The following is a 19,110-nucleotide window of genomic DNA, read 5'->3' as shown; positions in this document are numbered from 1 at the left end:
TGAAATCTATACTGTAACGGATTTAGTATCAGCCTGACGACGGAGGCGGAGCGGTGAAAGTCCCGTTCACCTGGAAGGTCACCGGGTGGTTCATGGTCGGGTGGTCACCCGAATTTCCGGTCGGCGAGGTCCGGCCGCTGCACTACTTCGGCGAAGATCTGGTCGCCTACCGCGACGAATCCGGTGAGCTGCATGTACTGGAAGCACACTGCAAACACCTGGGCGCGCACATCGGCCACGGCGGCAAAGTCGTCGGCGACTGTGTCCAATGCCCCTTCCACGGGTGGCGCTGGGGCCCGGACGGCACCAACCGCTACATCCCCTATCAGCCGGACCGGCCCAACCGTGCGCTGACGCTACGGGTGTTTCCGGTCCGAGAGCAATACGACTGCGTATTCGTGTGGCACCATCCCCACGGCAAAGAACCGCAGTGGGATATGCCAGACATCTTCCGCAAGTTCCCGCAGTTCGAAACCGATCCGACGGCCTACTACCGGGCGTACCCGGAATTCTCCCGGCGGGCGGAGCACGAACCGGTGCATCCACAGATCGTCGCCGAAAACGCTCCCGACAGCGCGCATTTCGAATACGTACATCACGCCACGGTGACGCCCAGGGTACTGGACTGGAAGATCGCCGACCACGAATGGCAATTCGTCGCGGGCTGGCCCGATGCACATAGCGACAACCCCGACGATCTCGCGTTGCGGTTCCACAGCCACCTGTTCGGTCTGGGCGGAGCGATCAGCGTTTTCGAGGGCGCCCAGAATCATCGGCTGATTTTCACCTGCACACCCGTCGATGACGAGTGCTCGGACCTGTTCTACTCGATCTGGTGGCCGCGGATGCCGGGCGACACTGCCGACGTGCCCGACGGAAAGCTGCGCGAGTTGATCGAAAAGCAGTTTCTGTCCACCGTGTTCGATGACCTGCAAATCTGGCGCTACCAGAGGTACGTGGAACGTCCGCCGCTGTCCAGGGTCGACGCGAAAGGGTATATGGCCCTGCGTAAGTGGGCGACGCAGTTCTACGATGTACCGCCCGCCGCCGCCACATTATGAGCGCGCAACTTGGCGAACTCGTGGCGCCCACGCATACCGCGATCGTCACCCAGGAATGCCAGGGTGCCGTCATCGGACCGCATGCCGGGCTGGCGCTGCTGGCCGAGGAAGCACGCCGCGTCGCCCTGCCCAACATCGTGCGACTGCTGCCGGTGGCACGGTCGGCAGGGGTGCGCATTGTGCACTGCTTGGTCCAGCGCCGCCCCGATGGGCTGGGGTCGAACCACAATGCCAAGATTTTCGCGATCGGAGATGCCGTCGACATCGCCCCAGGCTCTATCGGAGCGGCATTGCTGCCCGAATTAGGGCCTGCACCAACCGATCTGGTCCTCAGCCGCTGCCATGGGGTGGGACCGATGGGTGGTACCGACCTGGATGCGGTGCTGCGGAATCTTGGAGTGTCCACCGTTGTCGTGGTGGGTGTTTCGCTCAATATCGCGATTCCCAACGTCGTGATGGACGCCGTCAACGCCGCGTACCGGGTGGTCGTGCCGCGGGACGCCGTCGCCGGCGTACCGGCCGAATACGGTGCCGCGGTGATCGCCAATACGCTGTCGCTGCTGGCCACCATCACCACCACCGACGACCTGCTTCAGGCTTGGCAGGCCTCATGACCGACACAGCGCCGCAAACCCAGGGCGGATTTCCACACGTCGAACCCGTCGAGCAAGCTCCCCCTGAACTGGGCCGGTTCGTTGCGGCCATGCGCCGCCTGCAGGATCTGACCGTGTCGACGAATCCGGGCAGCGCGATGTGGGCCGCGGCGGCCCGGCACGTCGAGGATGCCTGCGCGAGGCTGGACGGCCATCAGGTTTCTGAAGCCCACGCGCCGGCCGGTCGGGTCCTCGAGCTGCCCGGATTGGGCCATCCGCTGCTGCCACCCTGGACCGTCACCCGATCCGGCACGGACGGCGTGACCATGCAGGGCCACTTCACCCGATCCCACGTGGGCGGAAATAACGCGGTACACGGCGGCATGATCCCGCTGTTCTATGACTGGCTTTTTGGCATGGTGGTCTCGACCGCGGGTTGCCCGCCGACCCGCACCGGTTTCCTGCATGTCGATTACCGCAGCATCACGCCCATTGATCAGCCGCTGACCGCCAACGGGCGCATCACCGAGGTCGACGGCAGGAAGATCTTCATCGACGCGACCATGACATCGGCCGGCGGCACACTGCTCACCGAGGCCAACGGGCTGATGATCCAGCTGCTACCCCACCAACCGTAGTGTGGCGAACATGCATAGAGTTGCACCGCACGACCCGTCGAGGTGCGATTTTGTGTCTGCTCGACAGAAAGAGATCCCGTGAGTGAATTCACCGTTCCCGCCGTCGCAGCTGCCATCGCGGCCGCGATACCGGACCGCGAACTGGTCATCCAGGGGGACCGGCGCTTCAGCTACGCGCAGATCCTGGAAAGGTCGAACCGTCTTGCCGCATACCTGCACTCGCGGGGCCTGGGCTGCCATCGAGAACGCGCTGCGCTGGCCGGCCATGAGGTGGGTCAGGATCTGATCGGTCTTTATGCCTACAACGGAAACGAATTCGTGGAGGGCTTACTCGGCAGTTTTCAAGCCCGAGTGGCGCCCTTCAACGTCAACTACCGCTACGTCAAGAACGAATTGCAGTATCTGCTGGCCGATTCCGGGGCCACCGCGCTGATCTATCATGCGGCATTCGCGCCGCGGGTAGCCGAAGTCCTGCCCGACCTTCCCCAGCTTCGGGTTCTGATACAGATCGCCGACGACTCCGGCCACGATTTGATATACGGCGCAGTGGATTACGAGAAAGCCCTGGCATCCAGTTCGCCGGCACCGCCACCCGTGCAGCACTCGCCCGACGATTTGTACGTCCTGTACACCGGTGGTACGACGGGCATGCCGAAGGGCGTGCTGTGGCGGCAGCACGACATCTTCATGACGTCCTTCGGCGGGCGAAACCTCATGACGGGCCAGCCATTCGGCTCCGTCGACGAGATCGTGGCCGCGCTGCCTGGGAGCGCTGAGGGCGGGGGCACCAAGCTGATGATCTTGCCACCGCTGATCCACGGCGCGGCGCAGTGGAGTGTGATGATGGCACTCACGACCGGGCAATCGGTCGTCTTTCCTTCTGTCGTGGATCATTTGGACGCCGACGAGGTGGTTCGCACCATCGAGCGGGAGCGGGTGTCAGTGGTGACGGTGGTCGGTGACGCGATTGCGCGACCGTTGGTCACCGCGATCGAGAAGGGCGTCGCCGACGTATCGTCGTTGGCCGTGGTCGCCAACGGCGGTGCCCTGTTGACTCCGTACGTCAAACAGCGCTTGATCGAGACACTGCCGAACGCTGTCGTCGTCGACGGGGTCGGGTCGTCGGAGACCGGGGCGCAGATGCACCACATGTCCATGTCGGGAGCGGTGTCCACCGGCACCTTCAACGCCGGCCCGGACACCTTTGTGGCCTCCGAGGACCTGTCGGCGATTTTGCCGCCGGGCCACGACGGCATCGGCTGGCTGGCCCAACGCGGCTACGTCCCGCTCGGCTACAAGGGCGATGCGGCCAAAACGGCCAAGACGTTCCCGACGATCGACGGCGTGCGGTACGCGATTCCCGGCGACCGGGCACGCCATCTTGCCGACGGCCACATCGAGTTACTCGGCCGCGACTCGGTGACCATCAACTCCGGTGGCGAGAAGATCTTCGCCGAGGAGGTCGAGACGGCGATCGCGTCGCATCCCGCGGTGGCCGACGTGGTGGTCGCGGGCCGGCCCAGCGAACGTTGGGGGCAGGAGGTCGTCGCCGTCGTCGCGCTCGTCGAAGGTGCCCGCGTCGACGCCGACGAGCTGGTCGCGCACGCGGCAAAGTCGTTGGCCCGCTACAAGCTTCCCAAAGCGATCGTGTTCCGGACGGTCATCGAACGCAGCCCGTCAGGCAAGGCCGACTACCGGTGGGCACGCGAGCAGGCGGTCAGCGGCTAGCTACCCCGGCCACGTTTGCCGCCGGCGGCGTGCACCGCCAGCATCGGCCATATTGTCAACTGTAAGATTTACAGTACGATCTTGCGGATGGACAGTATGTTCCGCTCGGAAGACCTGCAGACGCCCGTGACAGACCCCTTCCCTGCCGTCGGGGTCTGCGGCGTGATGATGGTCCGATCGCAATGATCAAGGTAATGGCGGGATTTCGGGTTCTCGAGGTTGCACAGTTCACGTTCGTTCCGGCTGCGGGCGCCATCCTGGCCGATTGGGGTGCAGACGTCATCAAAGTCGAGCACCCGCAGCGCGGTGACACCCAACGCGGATTCCTGAACATGGGCGGCATCCGTGTCGACCCGGACCGGCATCCCCTGATGGAGCATCCCAACCGGGGCAAGCGCAGCGTCGGCATCGACGTGTCCAACCCAAGGGGCCAGGAAGTGCTCTATGGACTGGCCGAGACCTCCGACGTGTTCCTGACGAACTACCTGCCCGCGCAGCGCCAGAAGCACAAGTTCGACGTCGAAGACATCCGGTCGGTCAACCCCGACATCGTCTATGCCCGAGGTACGGCGTACGGCGACAAGGGCATCGAACGCGATGTCGGTGGCTACGACGGCACGGCGTTCTGGACGCGCAGCGGCATAGGTTACGCGCTGACGCCCGAGGAGCTGGGCGGCGCACTGACACAAGGCATCCCCGCCTTCGGCGACTCCATGGGCGGGATGAACATCGCCGGCGGCATCGCGGCGGCACTGCTGCATCGCGAGCGGACCGGCGAAGCCCTCGAGGTGGACGTGTCACTGCTGAGCACGGCCTGGTGGGCGGCGGGTGCCAGCGTGACGCAGGGCATGGAGTGTGGCGAAGTCATGCGGGTCGGCATGCCGGGCTCCGTCGATGCGTCTGTCAACCCCTTCATGGGTAACTACCAAACCTCCGATGGCGGCACCATCAACCTGTGCATCATCAGCCCGACCGGCTGCATCCGCGACACCTTCGAGCACCTCGGCATCCCTGAGGCGGCTGACGATCCGCGCTTCGCCGAGGTGCTGCCGTTGTTGCAAAACGCCGAAGCGGCCGCCGAGTTGATCGCTAAAGCGTTCGCCAGCAAGCCTTTTGACTACTGGCAGAAGCACTTGAAGTCGATGAAAGGCCAATGGGCACCATTCCAGAGCCTGCTGGACCTCGCCGACGACGAACAAGCCATCGCCAATGACATGATCGCCGAAGTCGAACTCGCCTCGGGCGGAGCACCGTTCCGCGTCGTGCGCGGACCCGTACAGTTCAACCACGAGCCGCTTCAGACCAGCCGGGCACCGCAGGCGGCTGAGCACACCGAAACCGTCCTGATGGAGCTCGGCATGGATTGGGATCGCATCGCCGAACTGAAGGAATCGGGAGCCATATCGTGAACCGCGCCGGCGACGATGCAGAGCAAGAGAGCGATGTGGAGGAGCGGCGCTCATGAATGACGTTGCCATCGTCGGCGTGGGCCTGCATGCCTTCGGCCGCTTTGAGGGAAAGTCAGCGATGGAGATGGCCACCGACGCCATCCGGCTCGCACTGTCTGACGCCGGCCTACAGTGGAGGGACATCCAGTTCGCCGTCGGCGGCAGCTGGACGGTGGCGAACCCGGATGCGATCGTCGGCATGGTGGGGCTGACGGGCATCCCGTTCACCGATGTGTTCAATGCGTGCGCGACGGCGGCCAGCGCGACGAAGGTGTGTGCCGACAGTATCCGGTTGGGAGACTATGACATCGGCATTGCCGTGGGAATGGACAAACACCCGCGCGGAGCCTTCACGGAAGACCCGGCGCTGGTCGGGATGCCGAGGTGGTACGCCGAGAACGGGCAATACCTCACCACCAAGTTCTTCGGGATGAAGGCCAACCGCTACCTGCACGACCATGGCGTCCCCGTCGCCACGTTGGCCAAGGTCGCGGCCAAGAACTTCCGCAATGGAGCGTTGAACCCCAATGCTTTTCGCCGTAAGCCGATATCCGAAGAGGCCATCCTCAATTCGCCGGTGCTGAACTATCCGCTGACCCAGTACATGTTCTGCGCTCCGGACGAAGGAGCCGCCGCGGCCATCATGTGCCGCGCCGACATCGCCCATCGCTTCACGGACAAGCCCGTCTACGTCCGCGCGGTCGAGGTCCGGACCCGCCGCTTCGGCGCCTACGAGGTGAACACCACCTATGCACCGGTCGAGGAGGACGTGTCGCCAACCGTCTATGCCGCCAGGGCCGCGTTCGAAAAGGCCGGTCTCACACCGCAAGACATTGACGTCATTCAGCTACAGGACACCGACGCCGGGGCGGAGCTGATCCACATGGCCGAGGCCGGCTTTTGCGCCGACGGCGAGCAGGAGAAGCTGTTGGCCGACGGTGCGACCGAGATCACCGGAGCGATGCCGGTCAACACCGACGGCGGGTTGATCGCCAACGGCGAACCGATTGGTGCGTCCGGGCTGCGCCAGGTGCACGAGTTGGTGCGCCAGTTACGCGGTCAGGCCGGTGAACGTCAGGTCCCCGGGAATCCGCATGCCGGATTCGCTCAGGTTTACGGCGCGCCGGGCACCGCCGCCGCGACGATCCTGACGACCTAGCCACGCCGAGCAGACGCAAAATCACCCGAAAATGCTTGAAATGACGGGATTTTGCGTCTGCTCGCGCTACTTGACCGGCGCTGCGTACGCGGGCTTGCCCAGTCCCAGCACATACTGGGCGATCATGTTGCGGAACACCTCCAGCGTTCCGCCGTAGATGCCCACCAACGGCGCGAAGCGATAGACGTATTCGGCGCTGCCGTCGTCGGCGGCCCCATCGGTACCGTAGGGAAGAGCCGACGCGGCCCCCAGCAAGTCCATCAGGTCCGGCGATATGTCGCGCATCGTCTGGGCGATCGCCACCCGGCCGAAAATGTTGGGCGCCGACAACGCCGCCTCCATGCGCGCGACGCTGCGGCCGAGTCGGTATCCCACCGACTGGTCGTCCAGCAGGCGACGGCCCTCGGCATCCGACCGCGTCACTTGTGCCGCCGCCTTGTCCACCGCCGTCGACATCGAACCCGCCTGGTGCATCATGATCGAGTTGTCCTGCAAGCCATCCGGTGACGCCGCGACGGCGCCGTGCTCGGTGTTGAGTGGTTCGCGTAGCACTGTCCAGCCCGCGTTCACCTCGCCCAGCCGGTACTTGTCGTCGACGCGGACGTCGCTGTAGTAGACGATGTTCGTGCGGTCGCCGTCTACCGTGCGGATGCCCTGGATTTCGATACCCGGCGAGTCCAGCGGAACCAGAAACATGGTCAGGCTCTTGTGCTTTGGCGCCTCGGGCGCGGTATTGGTGATCAGGAAAACGTACTGGCAGTTATGCGCGCCGGTGGTAAACATCTTGGAGCCATTGATTATCCACCCCTGACCGTCGCGGACCGCGCGGGTCTTGCAGGTCGCCACGTCGGAGCCGCCTTCGGGCTCGGTGTAACCGAGGCAGAGCCTGATGTGGCCGCTGAAGACCCCCGGCATCACCTCTTCCTGCAGTTCTGGCGAGCCGAACTTGACCACCGAGCGGGCCACCATGGCGGTGGTGCCCCAGGTCACCCACGGCACGTGTGCCCGACGCTTCTCCAGCTCCCAGATCCGCCGCTGTACCCGGCTGAAGCCGCCTTCAGCCGCCGGCTTCCATTCGCCGGCGAGATAGCCCGCGGCGCCGAACGCCAAGTGCAGGCCCTCGTCGAAGTTGTCGCCCGTCTCCCGGTCGCGACGCCTAACCTCCTCGGTCATGTGTGTCGCCAAAAAGTTTCGCGCCTCGTCGTAGAACGCGCGGTCCTCGTCGGACAGCTGGACGCGAGAAAAATCCATGATCCGCCCCCTAAACCTGCGCGGCCTGGCGCTCCCGGCCGGCCACAATTTCGGCGATCCGCTGAGCAGTCGCGGCCGGATCGCCGCCCGCCAAAGGCCAGCCCCTGGCTCGCACCAGATACGCCGTCGCGGCGGCTTCCGAGGAAACCCCAAGGCCGCCTTGGATGTGCACCGCCATCGTCGCCGCCCTGGCGGCCTCCTCGGCCATGAACACAAACGCCGATGGCGCCAGCTCGGGCCGTTCGTCGGGCTCGTTGTCCAAAAACCAGGCGGCCCGACGCGCCAGGTTGCGTCCACCTTGGACGGTGATGGCCATGTTCGCCAGGGGATGCGAAATGGCCTGCAGCGTGGAGATCGGCACGCCCAGGGTGTAGCGGGTCTTGGCGAACTCCGCCGCGATTGTCATCGTCTCCTCGACCAGGCCGACCAGGGCCGCCGCGGTCAGCAGCCGCCACTCATCCAGTGCCCGTTGATAACTCGCCAGCGCGTCGGCTCCCTGGGCGACCACGCTACGGCTGTCGGCGGCGGCGGGATCCACCCACGCCATCGGTAGCCGACCGATATTGTCCACCTTCGCGGGCCGAGTGCCGAAGCTCAGGCGCACAATCGTATCGCCATCCCGGATCAGGATGTGATCGGCAACCGAGCCCGTCGGGATCAGCCTCGGTCCCTGCACACTGTCGATTCGGACATCGAGTGCGGCGAGTCGCTCTCCCTCAGCCACCCCGGCGGTGTCGGCGCCCAGCGCCGAAAGGCGCGCCAAAAGTCGTGCGGCGCAGACATGGTCGATCCACGGGACGGGCGCCAGCACACGCCCGATCTCTTCGGCCACCAAGGTGAGGTCGACCAGGGTCGCGCCGTCGCCGCCGCAGGACTCCGGGAGCGCCATCGTCGAGGCGCCCATCGCGCACAACCGCTCCCACAGGTTCTTGTCGAAGCCGGAAGGCTCTGCGGCGCGGACGGTTTCGATCGGGCAGTGCGTCTTGAAGAACTGCCGGTAAGCGGCCTGCAGATCGAGGTGATGTTCGGACAGGCTGTAGTCCTGCCTGCGCAGCTCGAAGCGGTCCATGTCATTGCTCCTGTCCGAAGAAGAATTCCTGGGCGTTGTTGTAGAGATAGTTCTCGAGGACCTCGGCGGGCAGATCCAGCGCGCGTGCTTCGGGTAGCACCCGGTGCATCCGCAATACCGGCCAGTCCGACGCGAAGATCACCTTGCCCGGGCCGCGCGTGCGCATATAGTGCAGCAGGCTTTCCGGGAGCCGCTTGGGCGACCACGCTGACGTCATCAAGCGCAGGTTGGCATACTTCAGCAGCAACCGGATCGCGACATCCCACCACGGGTCGGCCCCGTGGATCATGCACAGCCGCAACTCGGGAAAGCGCACACACACCCTGTCGAGATGCATGGGGTGCTGCACCTCACCCGGGATCGGCGGACCGGGGATACCGGTGTTGACGCACAGCGGCAGATCCAATTCGGCGCACTTGGCGTAGAGCGGGTAATAGACGGCGTCGCTGGGCGGATACTGACCGTCACCCCAAAAGCTCGGTCCCACTGCGGCATACGCCACCGGCAGGTCATGCACGACAGCGCTCAGCTCGCGCAGCGGCCGCACCGGGCGCAACAGGTTGAACCCGCCCATCGCCAAGGCGAACCGGTCCGGCTTGGCATCGACGAACTTGCGTGCAGTGGTGGACGGGTTCGCCAACGAGTCCATCAGGATCGCCTTCTGCACACCCTGCGCGTCCATCTCTTCGAGCAACTCTGACAAATCGACCGGCGCGAACATCGACTCCGGGCCCTTGAAGTAGTCGTCGCGCACCTTCAGCATCCAGCCGGGCTGGGCTTCGGTTTCGCCGAAGTGCACGTTGACCAGGCAGTCAATCGCTTTGTCGGTCATGACTTCCTTCCGGATCGAATCCCGGCACTGTGGCCGGAACATGTTGTGTCACTTGCTCTCTTGCCCACCGGTAGTTCGGTTTGCCGTTGCCCAGACGCTGAATCTGCTCGACGAAGATGAACGCCTTGGGCGCCTTGAAATGCGCCAGTTGGGCGGCGCACAAGTTGTACAGGGTCTGTTCGTCGGCGGTGATGTCGGATCCTGGTTGCGCCGCGACGAGCGCCACCACCTCCTGGCCCCATCGTTCGCTCGGGCGCCCGATCACCAAGGCGTCGGCGACACTCGGGTGCGCGCGCAGCACTTCCTCGACCTCTTCGACGAACACCTTTTCGCCGCCGGTGTTGACCACCAGCGAGTCGCGTCCGTACAGCCGGATGGTGCCGTCCGCTTCGATCGAAGCGCGGTCGCCGGGTATCACCACCCGCTGGCCGTCGATCTCCGGGAACGTTCGCCGGGTGGCCTGCGGATCGTTGAAGTATCCGAGCGGGATCCTGCCCACTCTGGCGGTCCAGCCGATCTCCCGCTCGCCCGGACGCAGGAACCGGGTGCGGTCGGCGGAGACTACCCGTACGCCGGCCCTGGGTTCGAGGGTTTCGCTGGCGTGTCCGCTACGGCTATGGCCGAATGCCATGTTGCCGGTCTCTGACGAGCCGTACCCTTCGATGATCGTGATGTGCGGCAGGCATTCCATCAGCGCCCGTTTGTATTTCGCGTTGGTGGCAGCTCCGCCGGTCCCGATCGCGTTCAGCGCGGACAAGTCGTACGAACGTGCCCGCAGTTCGGCGACCAACGGCCCGGCATACGCGTCGCCGACCATCGTCATCATGCCCACCTTCTCGCGCTCGGCGGTTGCCCATACCGACCGTACGTCGAGCTTCTTGCGGTCGTCGTACAACACGACCGGCAGGCCCGCGCACAGCGCCGCGAACGCGGTCCACATACCCGCCGCATGCATCAGTGGGGAAACAGCGAACCAGGCGGGGCCGCCGTGGCGAACCTTGTCGTGGATCTCGGTGACGCTCTGGTGATCGGCCCCCACCATCGACGCCACGTACATGTCGCTCTGCCGCCACAGGACTCCCTTGGGACGGCCCGTCGTTCCGCCGGTACACATCATGATCAAGTCGTCCGGTGAACCTGCCGAGGTGCGGTCCGCACTTGCGTCCGCCAAGACGGCCTCCAACGGGACTGCGCCCGGTAGTTCTGCGGCCGTGCTGCCGTCGTCGATCGACACCAGTAGCTCGGTACCGTCGGGCGGCAGCACGTCGGCGAACCGGGCCCCGAGGGAACGGTGATAAATGATGCCGCGTGGCCCGACATAGTCGAGTAGGTCGCTGATCTCGCGCGCCGCGTAGTGGTGGTTGATGTTGACCGGCACGGTGCGTGCCTTGAGACACCCGATCACCATGTCGGGGTACAGGTCGTTGTACATGATGAGTGCCACCCGGTCCTGACCGCACTCCCAGCGTTGCAGCGCCTCCCGCGGGCGATGGACGCCAAAGCCCTTGGAATTCAGGAAGTTCGCCAGCCGGTTGGTTCGCGCCGCGGAGTCGGCGAAGGTGCTCCGCCGGTTTCCGCATACCGTCATCATCCGGTCGGGGACGACGTCGGCGATGGCGTCGAGCACTGCCCCGACGGTCCATTCACTCATCGAGCTACGCTGCCCTAGACGGCCGCGTCCACCGTCACACCCAGGAAGTCCAATGCGTTGTCGCGCATGATCTTCCGGACATCGGCGTCGCTGAAGTCCCGCAATTCGTCGGTGAACGACAACGGCGACTCCAGGCCTTCACCGTGCGGCCAGTCGGAGCCGAACAGGATGCGGTCGACGCCTATTCGCTCACTGAGGGCCATCAAGTCCTCTTCGTAATACGGCGACACCCAAACGTGGTTGCGTAATGTCTCGACCGGGTCGTCGGGGAACCAGCGCGGCTGCTGATTGGCCGTCTTCTTCAACCGTTTGATGAGTCGGGCCACCCATTCCGAGCCGTTCTCGATGCTGGCCACCCGAAGCTTGGGATGGCGATGGAAAACCCCGTGCACGATCAGTGAAGCCATGGTGTCGTGGATGGCACGGTCGTCGACCACGATCTTGTCCAGCGGGTCGGGCGCCGCGAAGGCCTCGAACGTGTCCTTGCCGCCCCACATGCCGGCGATCTTCAGATATCCACTGTCGCCCAGATGAAATGCCACCGGGACGTTGGCCTCGGCGAGCCGAGCCCACACCGGATCGTGCGACCGATGGCCCAGCGAGCGGTTCTTCGGGGAACCGGGCACCGGAGCGGGACGCACATGGACCAGCCGCGCCCCGCGGTCCAGCACGAAATCGATTTCCTCGACCGCCTTTTCGGGGTCGGCAAGGGAGATCATCGGCGCCGTCAGAATGCGGTGGTCGTCACGGTCGAAACCCCAGTCTTCGTCGAGCCACAAGTTGAAGGCGTGTAGCGATGCCATGGTGGCCTCCACGTCATCCTTGAGCGCCTCCTCCACCCCGCAACCGAAGGTCGGGAACATGATGCCCGTCTCGAGGCCCTGACTTTCGATCACCGCGACCCGGGCGTCCCGGTTCTGGTATTCCGGTCGCATTTCCAGCTTTTCGACCTGCATCAGGGATGCCGGATCGACGCCTTCGGGAATCTCGCCGCGGAACAACGAGTCCAGGCAGCCCGGAACGATGATCGGGTCAAAAGTCGGATTGGGAATGAACCGGTTGACGCGGTCACCGATGACCGCCTGGGTGTGCTTGCCGTCGCTGAACATCTGGACGCCGCGCCTGCGATATTTCTTGTCCAGATGACGAGTGAACGCGTCGAGCGGTTCGTAGTAGTGGTTGTCGACGTCGATCGCCCGGTAGCTCAAGTTCCTCATGATCGTCCTTTCTGATGCCCGCTACGCGTCCGACGGGGCGAGCGACGGGAATTGCGGCGGTCGCTTCTGCAGGAAGCTGGTGATTCCCTCGATGACGTCCGGCCGCGGCATGGCCTCGTGCAGCAACACCTCGGCACGCGAAGTCGCCTCTGCCACATCGCGATTGGTATCGCCGTATACCTGCTGTTTGATCACCGCCATCGAAGCGGGCGAACAGTTCGCCGCGATATCCTCGGCGTACTCCAGCACCCGGTTCATCAGGTCCTCAGGTGCGACGACTTCCTTGACCAGGCCGAGCTCGGCGGCCTCCTCGGCCAGAAAGGTGCGGCCACTCAGCAGCAGGTCGAGCGCGACGCCGCAGCTGGTCAGGCGGGGCAGGATCCACGAGATGCCGAACTCGGCGATCAGGCCACGGCGCGCGAACACGGCGGCGAACTTGGCTCCGGCGGCGGCGAACCGGACATCGCACATCAGCGCCTGGGTAAGACCGATGCCCACACAGGCTCCGTTGATGGCCGCGATGACGGGCTTGCGCAACGTGGTGACGAAGTAGGGCGGGCGTTCGCCGACCAAATCGGCCAGGTCGGTCCGCTTCGCGTTGTCCAGCTTCTCGCCGACTTCGGGCGCGGAATTCGGCGGGCCGAGATAGGCGCCGGCGCAGAACCCCTTGCCCCGCCCGGTCAGCACGATCACCCGGACCGCCGGGTCGTGTTCGGCGCGGTCTATACCGGCGTAGAACCCGGCGGCAAGGTCAGGCCCCCAGGCATTGAGACGCTCGGGACGGTTGAGCGTGAGGATGGCGATACCGGTCGACGTGGCTTCGTAGAGCACCGCATCTTCGGAGGAGTGTTGGTTGCCGGACATCTGCGGCGCTACCTCCTCGAGCACGACTACCGGGTTCGCCTAACTTTGTACGCATACTGTATACCTATCGGTACAGCATTCCACAACCGCCGCTGCGCCCCGCGGAGCAGGGCAAATCGACGAATTTGCGGCGCCGGACGGCGACTAGGCGTCAATCAGACCGAGACGACGATAGGCGCGCTCGATCTGCACCTTGGCCTTGTCCGGCAACTCCGCTTGCGGCGGCCGCGAATGCGGATACTCACCGATCGGCAGACCCAGCAACGAGGCCGCATACTTGAACGCACCGCCCCAGTGCGTGAAGTAATCCGGTCGTCCCGGGTAGCAGGTCCACCACGATCCGACGTCGAGGTCGAACTGGTCCAACCCCGAGTCACGCCCGTAGTCCATCGCCTCGAGCAATTTGTCGCTCAGCACCAAGTCCCAGTACTCGGAGAACAATCGGCGCTGCGGCGTCTCGAAAAGGTATCCCGCGGTGCCCAACTGGGCCGGGCAGACGATCCCGGCGCGCAGCCACCCGGCACGGTACACCGTCCGATCGCATTCCCACACCACCAGACCTGGCGCCAGCTGGTGTAGCCGCCGGCTGTTTTCCGGACGGAAGGCGCCCTCCTTGGTTGCACACACCGCAGGCACTTCCTGGTAGATCCGCGCGCTCTCCGCCGCCGTCAAGACGTAACCCGAGGACGGCGAATTGAACATGCCCAAAGCGATGTCCGTGCGCGCCGCGACATACTTGAAAAACCTCAATACACCTTCGCCGCCGTGCACCTCCATCATCGGCGTTTGGATGTAGGCGATATCGGCGCCCGCGTCCTGGGCGTGCAAGGTCAAGTCCACGCAGTCCTTGGCCGTCATGGCCGCGGTACATGCCTGGATGACGACGTTGGGGTTCACGCTGCGCGCTTCCTCGATTGCCACCTCCAGCAAGCGCTTTCGCTCCTCCAGGGTCAGCGACCAGAACTCGGCGATACCGCTGGTGCACCACAGCATCGGATGTCCGAGGTCGCGGACACAGTAGCGCACCAGCGTCGCGTAGGCGTCCCAGTCGACGTCGTCGCCGTCGTCACCGCGGAACGGCGTGTACAGCGAGTCGCCGATTCCCCGCAGCGCCCCCGGTGCCCAACCACGCGCTTCACTGGCTTTCGCCATCATCCATTCCCTTTGCCAGCCAACGGTTCTCGCGTCAGGTGAAGTCCGAACCGCCGTCGACGTTGATATTCGCCCCGGTCATGTAGGAGTTGCGGCGCGACGCGAGAAACGCTGCGACCGGGCCGATTTCCTCCGGCAGGCCGGCTCGCGGCATCTGCGCCGGATGACCGAAGTGCTTGCCGATGGCGTCCATCAAGGCGTAGAGGTCGTTCCCGTCGACGCCAACGGATGTGGCCCAGTTGACCAGAGACTCCGACGCGATGCTGCCCGGCGAGACCACGTTGACCAGGATCTCGTCCTTGGCCAGCAACAGGGATAGGTTCTTCGAGACGCTGGTCAGCATGGATTTGGCCGCCGTGTAGGCGGGCAGCATGACGCTTTGTCGTTGCGTGGAGTGCGCCGAGAAGTTGACGATCCGTGCCCATTGCGCCTTGCGCAGCATGGGAAGTGCCGTGCGGACGCAGCGCACCATGCCCAGCACGCCGTCTTCGATGGCCTCGCGCCATTGGTCGTCGGTGAGATTCTCGAAGCTGCCCGGCGCGCCCGGCCCGACGGTATTGACGAGCACGTTGAGTTCGCCGCCCCATCGCTCACCCAGCTCGGTGAACGCCTTATCGACCTGCCCGGCATCGCGGATGTCGGCAGCCACCCCCAGCGCATCGGGGCTGCCGCGATCCGTCAGTTCGTTAACTGCGCTGTCGAGCTTGGACTTTGAGCGGCCGACCACCGCTACCCGCGCACCTTCCTCAGCGAGGCAACGGGCGGTCGCCAAACCCATACCACTGCTGCCACCGACCACCACCGCTGTGGCATTTGCCAGCCCTAGATCCATGCCTCACCCGACGGCGCCAGCCCGGACATTCTCGCCTGCCCAGCTGTATTTACCAAAAAGCCTACGATAGGTATTACAGTAGCAGACGGACAACCGCTCGAACCGCTGCCTGCGGCAAAGCCGCGGACCGCCCCGCAGCACAGATTTTATTGGAGGTGCCCGTAGTGGCAAGGCAGGCAACCGCAGACAAGCGGCAGCGACGTGAACGCGGCTCCATCAATCCCGATGACATCATCAGCGGCGCATTCGAACTCGCAGAACAGGTCTCGATCGACAATCTGAGCATGCCACTACTCGGCAAACACCTCGGCGTCGGCGTCACCAGCATCTACTGGTACTTCCGCAAGAAGGACGATCTGCTCAACGCGATGACCGACCGCGCCCTGAGCAAGTATGTATTCGCCACCCCTTACGTCGAAGCCAGCGACTGGCGGGAGACGTTGCGCAACCATGCGCGCTTGATGCGCAAGACGTTCATGGGCAATCCGATCCTGTGCGATCTGATTTTGATTCGCGCCGCTCTCAGCCCCAAAGCGGCGCGGCTGGGCGCTCAGGAGATGGAGCGCGCGATCGCCAACCTGGTCGAAGCGGGCCTGTCGCCCGAGGACGCCTTCGACACCTACTCCGCGGTTTCGCTGCATGTCCGCGGATCGGTGGTATTGCAGCGACTGCAGGAAAAGAACCAGACGCCAGACAGCGGGCCACGCTCGATCGACGACGCGGTGGCCCTCGACCCACAAACGACCCCGCTCATCGCTCGAGTGACCGGAAAGGGTCACCGCATCGGGGCGCCCGACGAAACCAACTTTGAATACGGCCTGGAGTGCATACTCGACCACGCCGGCCGGTTGATCGAAGAGTCCCAGAAGTCCTCGAAGACAACCAAATCGGCGCCATCGCGGCAACGCAAGGCGACGAAATCGCCGGCTGCCCGGACGCGAGCCAAAGCCGGACGGTGATCCTCCGGCCCTGTGAAGCCATGGCTTTCGCTGTGAAGCCATGGCTTTCGCTGTGAGCCCACTGCGGCGAATCGGCGCGAATTTCCGCCCAGGTTACCCACCCAAAGTCCACGATTCACACCCGACGATCGCTTCCTAATCCGGCTCCGGAACGTGGAAGTGCTCGTCCCGCAACCGAAATGCTTCCTTCGTTCCATGCTGGGCACGGGTTTTGACGAAGTTGAACTCGCCCGGCGCGAACTGCAGGTTGGTGCCGAACGCGTGGAACAGGTAGCTGGCGACTTCCTCACCCGCGTATGCCTGCATCTGTTCGACGAGCCGGAATGCTTCCTTGGCGATGACGACTCCGTCGGCGGGCATCTTCGCCGCCTTCTCGGCCCAATACCGGGCGCGCGCCGCAACCGAGCCCGGATCGCAGGTGTCGGTGAAGATGCCAAGGTGCTCGATTTCGCCTGCCTCGATCACGTCGCCGGTCAGCAGCAAACGCCGCGCCAGGACCGGGCCGAGTCGGTGAAAGAACATGTGCAAGCTGCCGAGGGCGGGTCCGAGGAACCGGGTTGCCGGCATGCCGATTTTGGTGTCGCGGGCAATGACCGAGATGTCCGTCATCAGGGCCATCTCGAATCCGCCGCCGAGGGCGTATCCGGCGATCTCCCCCACGGTCACCTTGGGGAAACCCATGAAGTTGTGGTAGAAGCCAAATGTCTTGCGGTCCACTGTAAGTCGCCGCCGCTGACTGGGGCGGTGCTTTCGGTCGCCGGCTTCGGCCTCGGCGGGCGACGCGCCGTACCAGCCGTAGGCGTTGTTCATGTCGGCGCCGGTGGAGAAGACGCCATCGGCTCCGCGCAGCAGGACCACGGTGAGGTCGTCGTCGTCGGCAACCCGATCCAGGCAGCGGGCGACCTCGTCGCGCATTGCCGCGTCATAGGAGTTACGTTGCTTGGCGTTGTTAAGCGTGATCGTGGCGATGCGCTTGCCGGGATCGACGCTGAACAGCACCCGATCATCCGAGGCACCGGGAATGGTCATGTGCTGGACTCCTTTCGCCGCCTGGCGAACTTGAACGCCGACAACTTCTCCGGTGGTGAAGCCACGGTGCTGACCTCGCCCGTGCACAGCACCTCGCCGTCGAGCAACAATCGCGCTGTCGAGGTGATGCCGCGGTCGTTCGGCGTCCGCGCGATGTCGAAACGCAGCTCGGTCAGTAGCGGGGTGGGGCGGCGAAATGTCACAACCAGTGAACGAGTTTTGCCGGACAAACCCGTGACGCAGCTGTGGTGCTGTATCACGCAGTCGAAGAACACGCCGAGGAACCCGCCGTGCACCAGCCCCGGCGGCCCTTCGTAGATGAGCGGGAACATGACCCGGCCGTCGGCTTTCTCGGCATCGAGCCGCTCGAACCGGTACTCGGGAAAGCACGGATTGTAGGCACCGATGTCGGTGGCATGGTTGAGGTAGATTCGTCGGGAATCGTCGGGCAGATCACCGATTCGGGGCGCGCTGTCCGGTGAGGCCACCGCGGCCAGCTCGCTTTCCCACTCGGCGAACTTCGCGATCATCGTGTCCACGGTCGGGTGGTCGTGTTCCAGCGAAAGCAGCAGCGACCCGAGCCGGCGCATGGCGGCGGCAGCGGCCACGGTTTGGGCAAGCGGCGCCTCACCGAATCTGGGGTCGCCTGAAGGTACCGGTACGGCTTCGCCCATGCATGCGCCTTCTTTCGGCAGGTTTCCCCCGGTTGTTCCGTCGCCAGCGTATCCTTGCTAGCTTGTACAGAGTAGCAATCGTATTGCCTACTGTATGGGTAACCGTATCGGCGAGGAAAGGCCGGATTCGACCGTGAGTCACGAGGCCGACGCGGCCGATGCCGACGGGTCGGTGAGTGCATGCCGGGACGGTTCGGTCTTGCAGATCACGCTCGATCGGCCGACACGGCGTAATTCGTTGACGCGCGCGATGATCGAGACGCTCGTTCGCATATTTACCGATGCCGCCGCCGACGACGGATTGCGCGCGATTTGCATCCGCGGTGCCGGGGAGGACTTCTGCGCCGGCGCCGACTGGTTGGCCGCCAACAGCGGTGGTCAACGTCCTCGCACCGGCGACCTCGTCCGGCGGATACCGCACGCCGCCCACCGGGTGATCGAACTTGTGCAAAGTATCCAGCTGCCGGTGGTCTGCGCCGTGCAAGGGCGAGCCGTCGGCATCGGCTGCAATCTCGCATTGGCCGCCGACTTTACCGTCGCCGCCGACGACGCCGTGTTCTGGGAGCCCTTCGTGGAGCGCGGGTTCAGCCCCGATTCGGGCGCCAGCTGGCTGCTGCCCCGGCTGATCGGTGTGGCGCGGGCCAGGCGCATGCTGCTGCTGGGTGAGAAAGTCAATGCATCGGATGCGGCCAAATGGGGACTTATTCATCAGACTGTGCGCGCCTCAGAACTCGACAACGCGGTCGAGCACCTGCTGGGCCGCCTGGCCTCGGGCCCGACGGTGGCGATCGGGCTGGCCAAGCAGGCGCTTGGGTTCAGTCAGCACGCGACCTTGGCCCAGGCCATGACCCAGGAGCTTTACGGCTTGGAACTGGCCTGTCGGACAAGCGATTTCAAAGAGGGCCTAGCTGCCTTCAAGCAGCGCCGCGCGCCGAAATTCGAGGGTCGATGAC

At 64.6% G+C, this 19,110-nt stretch carries 18 protein-coding genes; 8 read left to right on the top strand and 10 right to left on the bottom strand.

Annotated features, from left to right (window positions below; genetic code table 11):
- Nucleotides 1–53 precede the first annotated feature (53 nt).
- From AC5Y2L_RS05995 to AC5Y2L_RS05970, 6 genes are all read left to right on the top strand, one after another.
- The gene (locus tag AC5Y2L_RS05995) at nt 54–1,061 is read left to right on the top strand and encodes a Rieske 2Fe-2S domain-containing protein (protein ID WP_499932550.1); all 1,008 of its coding nucleotides are present in this window, start codon (nt 54–56) and stop codon (nt 1,059–1,061) included.
- Nucleotides 1,058–1,675, top strand: coding sequence for an isochorismatase family protein (locus tag AC5Y2L_RS05990; protein ID WP_499932551.1), 618 nt, complete (start codon nt 1,058–1,060; stop codon nt 1,673–1,675). The genes AC5Y2L_RS05995 and AC5Y2L_RS05990 overlap by 4 nt, the downstream gene beginning before the upstream one ends.
- Nucleotides 1,672–2,292: a PaaI family thioesterase gene (locus tag AC5Y2L_RS05985; RefSeq protein WP_499932553.1), complete on the top strand. Its 621-nt coding sequence runs from the start codon at nt 1,672–1,674 to the stop codon at nt 2,290–2,292. The genes AC5Y2L_RS05990 and AC5Y2L_RS05985 overlap by 4 nt, the downstream gene beginning before the upstream one ends.
- 42 nt (nt 2,293–2,334) lie before the next feature.
- Nucleotides 2,335–4,020, top strand: coding sequence for an acyl-CoA synthetase (locus tag AC5Y2L_RS05980; protein WP_499932554.1), 1,686 nt, complete (start codon nt 2,335–2,337; stop codon nt 4,018–4,020).
- 194 nt (nt 4,021–4,214) lie between these two features.
- Entirely contained in the window at nt 4,215–5,429 is a 1,215-nt protein-coding gene (locus AC5Y2L_RS05975) for a CaiB/BaiF CoA transferase family protein (RefSeq protein ID WP_499932555.1), read from the top strand.
- A gap of 52 nt (nt 5,430–5,481) precedes the next feature.
- Nucleotides 5,482–6,627: a thiolase family protein gene (locus AC5Y2L_RS05970; RefSeq protein ID WP_499932556.1), complete on the top strand. Its 1,146-nt coding sequence runs from the start codon at nt 5,482–5,484 to the stop codon at nt 6,625–6,627.
- Nucleotides 6,628–6,693: 66 nt separating this feature from the next.
- Here the strand turns inward: AC5Y2L_RS05970 and AC5Y2L_RS05965 are convergent, their stop codons facing one another.
- From AC5Y2L_RS05965 to AC5Y2L_RS05930, 8 genes are all read right to left on the bottom strand, one after another.
- Nucleotides 6,694–7,878: an acyl-CoA dehydrogenase family protein gene (locus AC5Y2L_RS05965; RefSeq protein WP_499932558.1), complete on the bottom strand. Its 1,185-nt coding sequence runs from the start codon at nt 7,876–7,878 to the stop codon at nt 6,694–6,696.
- 10 nt (nt 7,879–7,888) lie between these two features.
- Nucleotides 7,889–8,947: an acyl-CoA dehydrogenase family protein gene (locus tag AC5Y2L_RS05960; protein ID WP_499932560.1), complete on the bottom strand. Its 1,059-nt coding sequence runs from the start codon at nt 8,945–8,947 to the stop codon at nt 7,889–7,891.
- Nucleotide 8,948: 1 nt separating this feature from the next.
- Nucleotides 8,949–9,779: an amidohydrolase family protein gene (locus tag AC5Y2L_RS05955; protein WP_499932562.1), complete on the bottom strand. Its 831-nt coding sequence runs from the start codon at nt 9,777–9,779 to the stop codon at nt 8,949–8,951.
- Nucleotides 9,760–11,430 carry an acyl-CoA synthetase gene (locus AC5Y2L_RS05950; protein ID WP_499932564.1) on the bottom strand — a complete coding sequence of 557 codons (1,671 nt, stop codon included), beginning with the start codon at nt 11,428–11,430 and terminating at the stop codon, nt 9,760–9,762. Before AC5Y2L_RS05950 ends, AC5Y2L_RS05955 begins: the two co-directional genes overlap by 20 nt.
- A 14-nt stretch (nt 11,431–11,444) precedes the next feature.
- Nucleotides 11,445–12,647: an amidohydrolase family protein gene (locus AC5Y2L_RS05945; protein WP_499932566.1), complete on the bottom strand. Its 1,203-nt coding sequence runs from the start codon at nt 12,645–12,647 to the stop codon at nt 11,445–11,447.
- 21 nt (nt 12,648–12,668) lie between these two features.
- Nucleotides 12,669–13,511, bottom strand: a complete 843-nt coding sequence (locus tag AC5Y2L_RS05940; RefSeq protein ID WP_499932568.1) for an enoyl-CoA hydratase — start codon at nt 13,509–13,511, stop codon at nt 12,669–12,671.
- Nucleotides 13,512–13,655: 144 nt separating this feature from the next.
- Nucleotides 13,656–14,663: a dihydrodipicolinate synthase family protein gene (locus tag AC5Y2L_RS05935; protein WP_499932570.1), complete on the bottom strand. Its 1,008-nt coding sequence runs from the start codon at nt 14,661–14,663 to the stop codon at nt 13,656–13,658.
- A 34-nt stretch (nt 14,664–14,697) separates the two neighbouring features.
- Nucleotides 14,698–15,495, bottom strand: a complete 798-nt coding sequence (locus AC5Y2L_RS05930) for an SDR family NAD(P)-dependent oxidoreductase (protein WP_499932572.1) — start codon at nt 15,493–15,495, stop codon at nt 14,698–14,700.
- Between the two features lie 164 nt (nt 15,496–15,659).
- On the opposite strand from AC5Y2L_RS05930, the gene AC5Y2L_RS05925 reads away from it, so the two are divergent.
- On the top strand, nt 15,660–16,454 hold the full coding sequence (locus tag AC5Y2L_RS05925) for a TetR/AcrR family transcriptional regulator (RefSeq protein ID WP_499932574.1): 795 nt from the start codon (nt 15,660–15,662) through the stop codon (nt 16,452–16,454).
- A gap of 135 nt (nt 16,455–16,589) precedes the next feature.
- On the opposite strand, the gene AC5Y2L_RS05920 is transcribed toward AC5Y2L_RS05925, so the two are convergent.
- Nucleotides 16,590–17,483, bottom strand: a complete 894-nt coding sequence (locus tag AC5Y2L_RS05920; protein WP_499932576.1) for an enoyl-CoA hydratase/isomerase family protein — start codon at nt 17,481–17,483, stop codon at nt 16,590–16,592.
- On the bottom strand, nt 17,480–18,157 hold the full coding sequence (locus tag AC5Y2L_RS05915; protein WP_499932578.1) for a hotdog family protein: 678 nt from the start codon (nt 18,155–18,157) through the stop codon (nt 17,480–17,482). Before AC5Y2L_RS05915 ends, AC5Y2L_RS05920 begins: the two co-directional genes overlap by 4 nt.
- A 133-nt stretch (nt 18,158–18,290) precedes the next feature.
- Here AC5Y2L_RS05915 and AC5Y2L_RS05910 point away from each other — a divergent pair, with 133 nt between their 5' ends.
- A complete protein-coding gene (locus tag AC5Y2L_RS05910; protein ID WP_499932579.1) occupies nt 18,291–19,109 on the top strand; it encodes an enoyl-CoA hydratase-related protein in 819 nt (272 codons plus the stop codon).
- The last annotated feature ends 1 nt before the right edge of the window (nt 19,110 follow it).

The organism is Mycobacterium sp. NGS66 (genome assembly GCF_059812225.1).
This window is presented reverse-complemented; position numbering and strand designations above follow the sequence as displayed.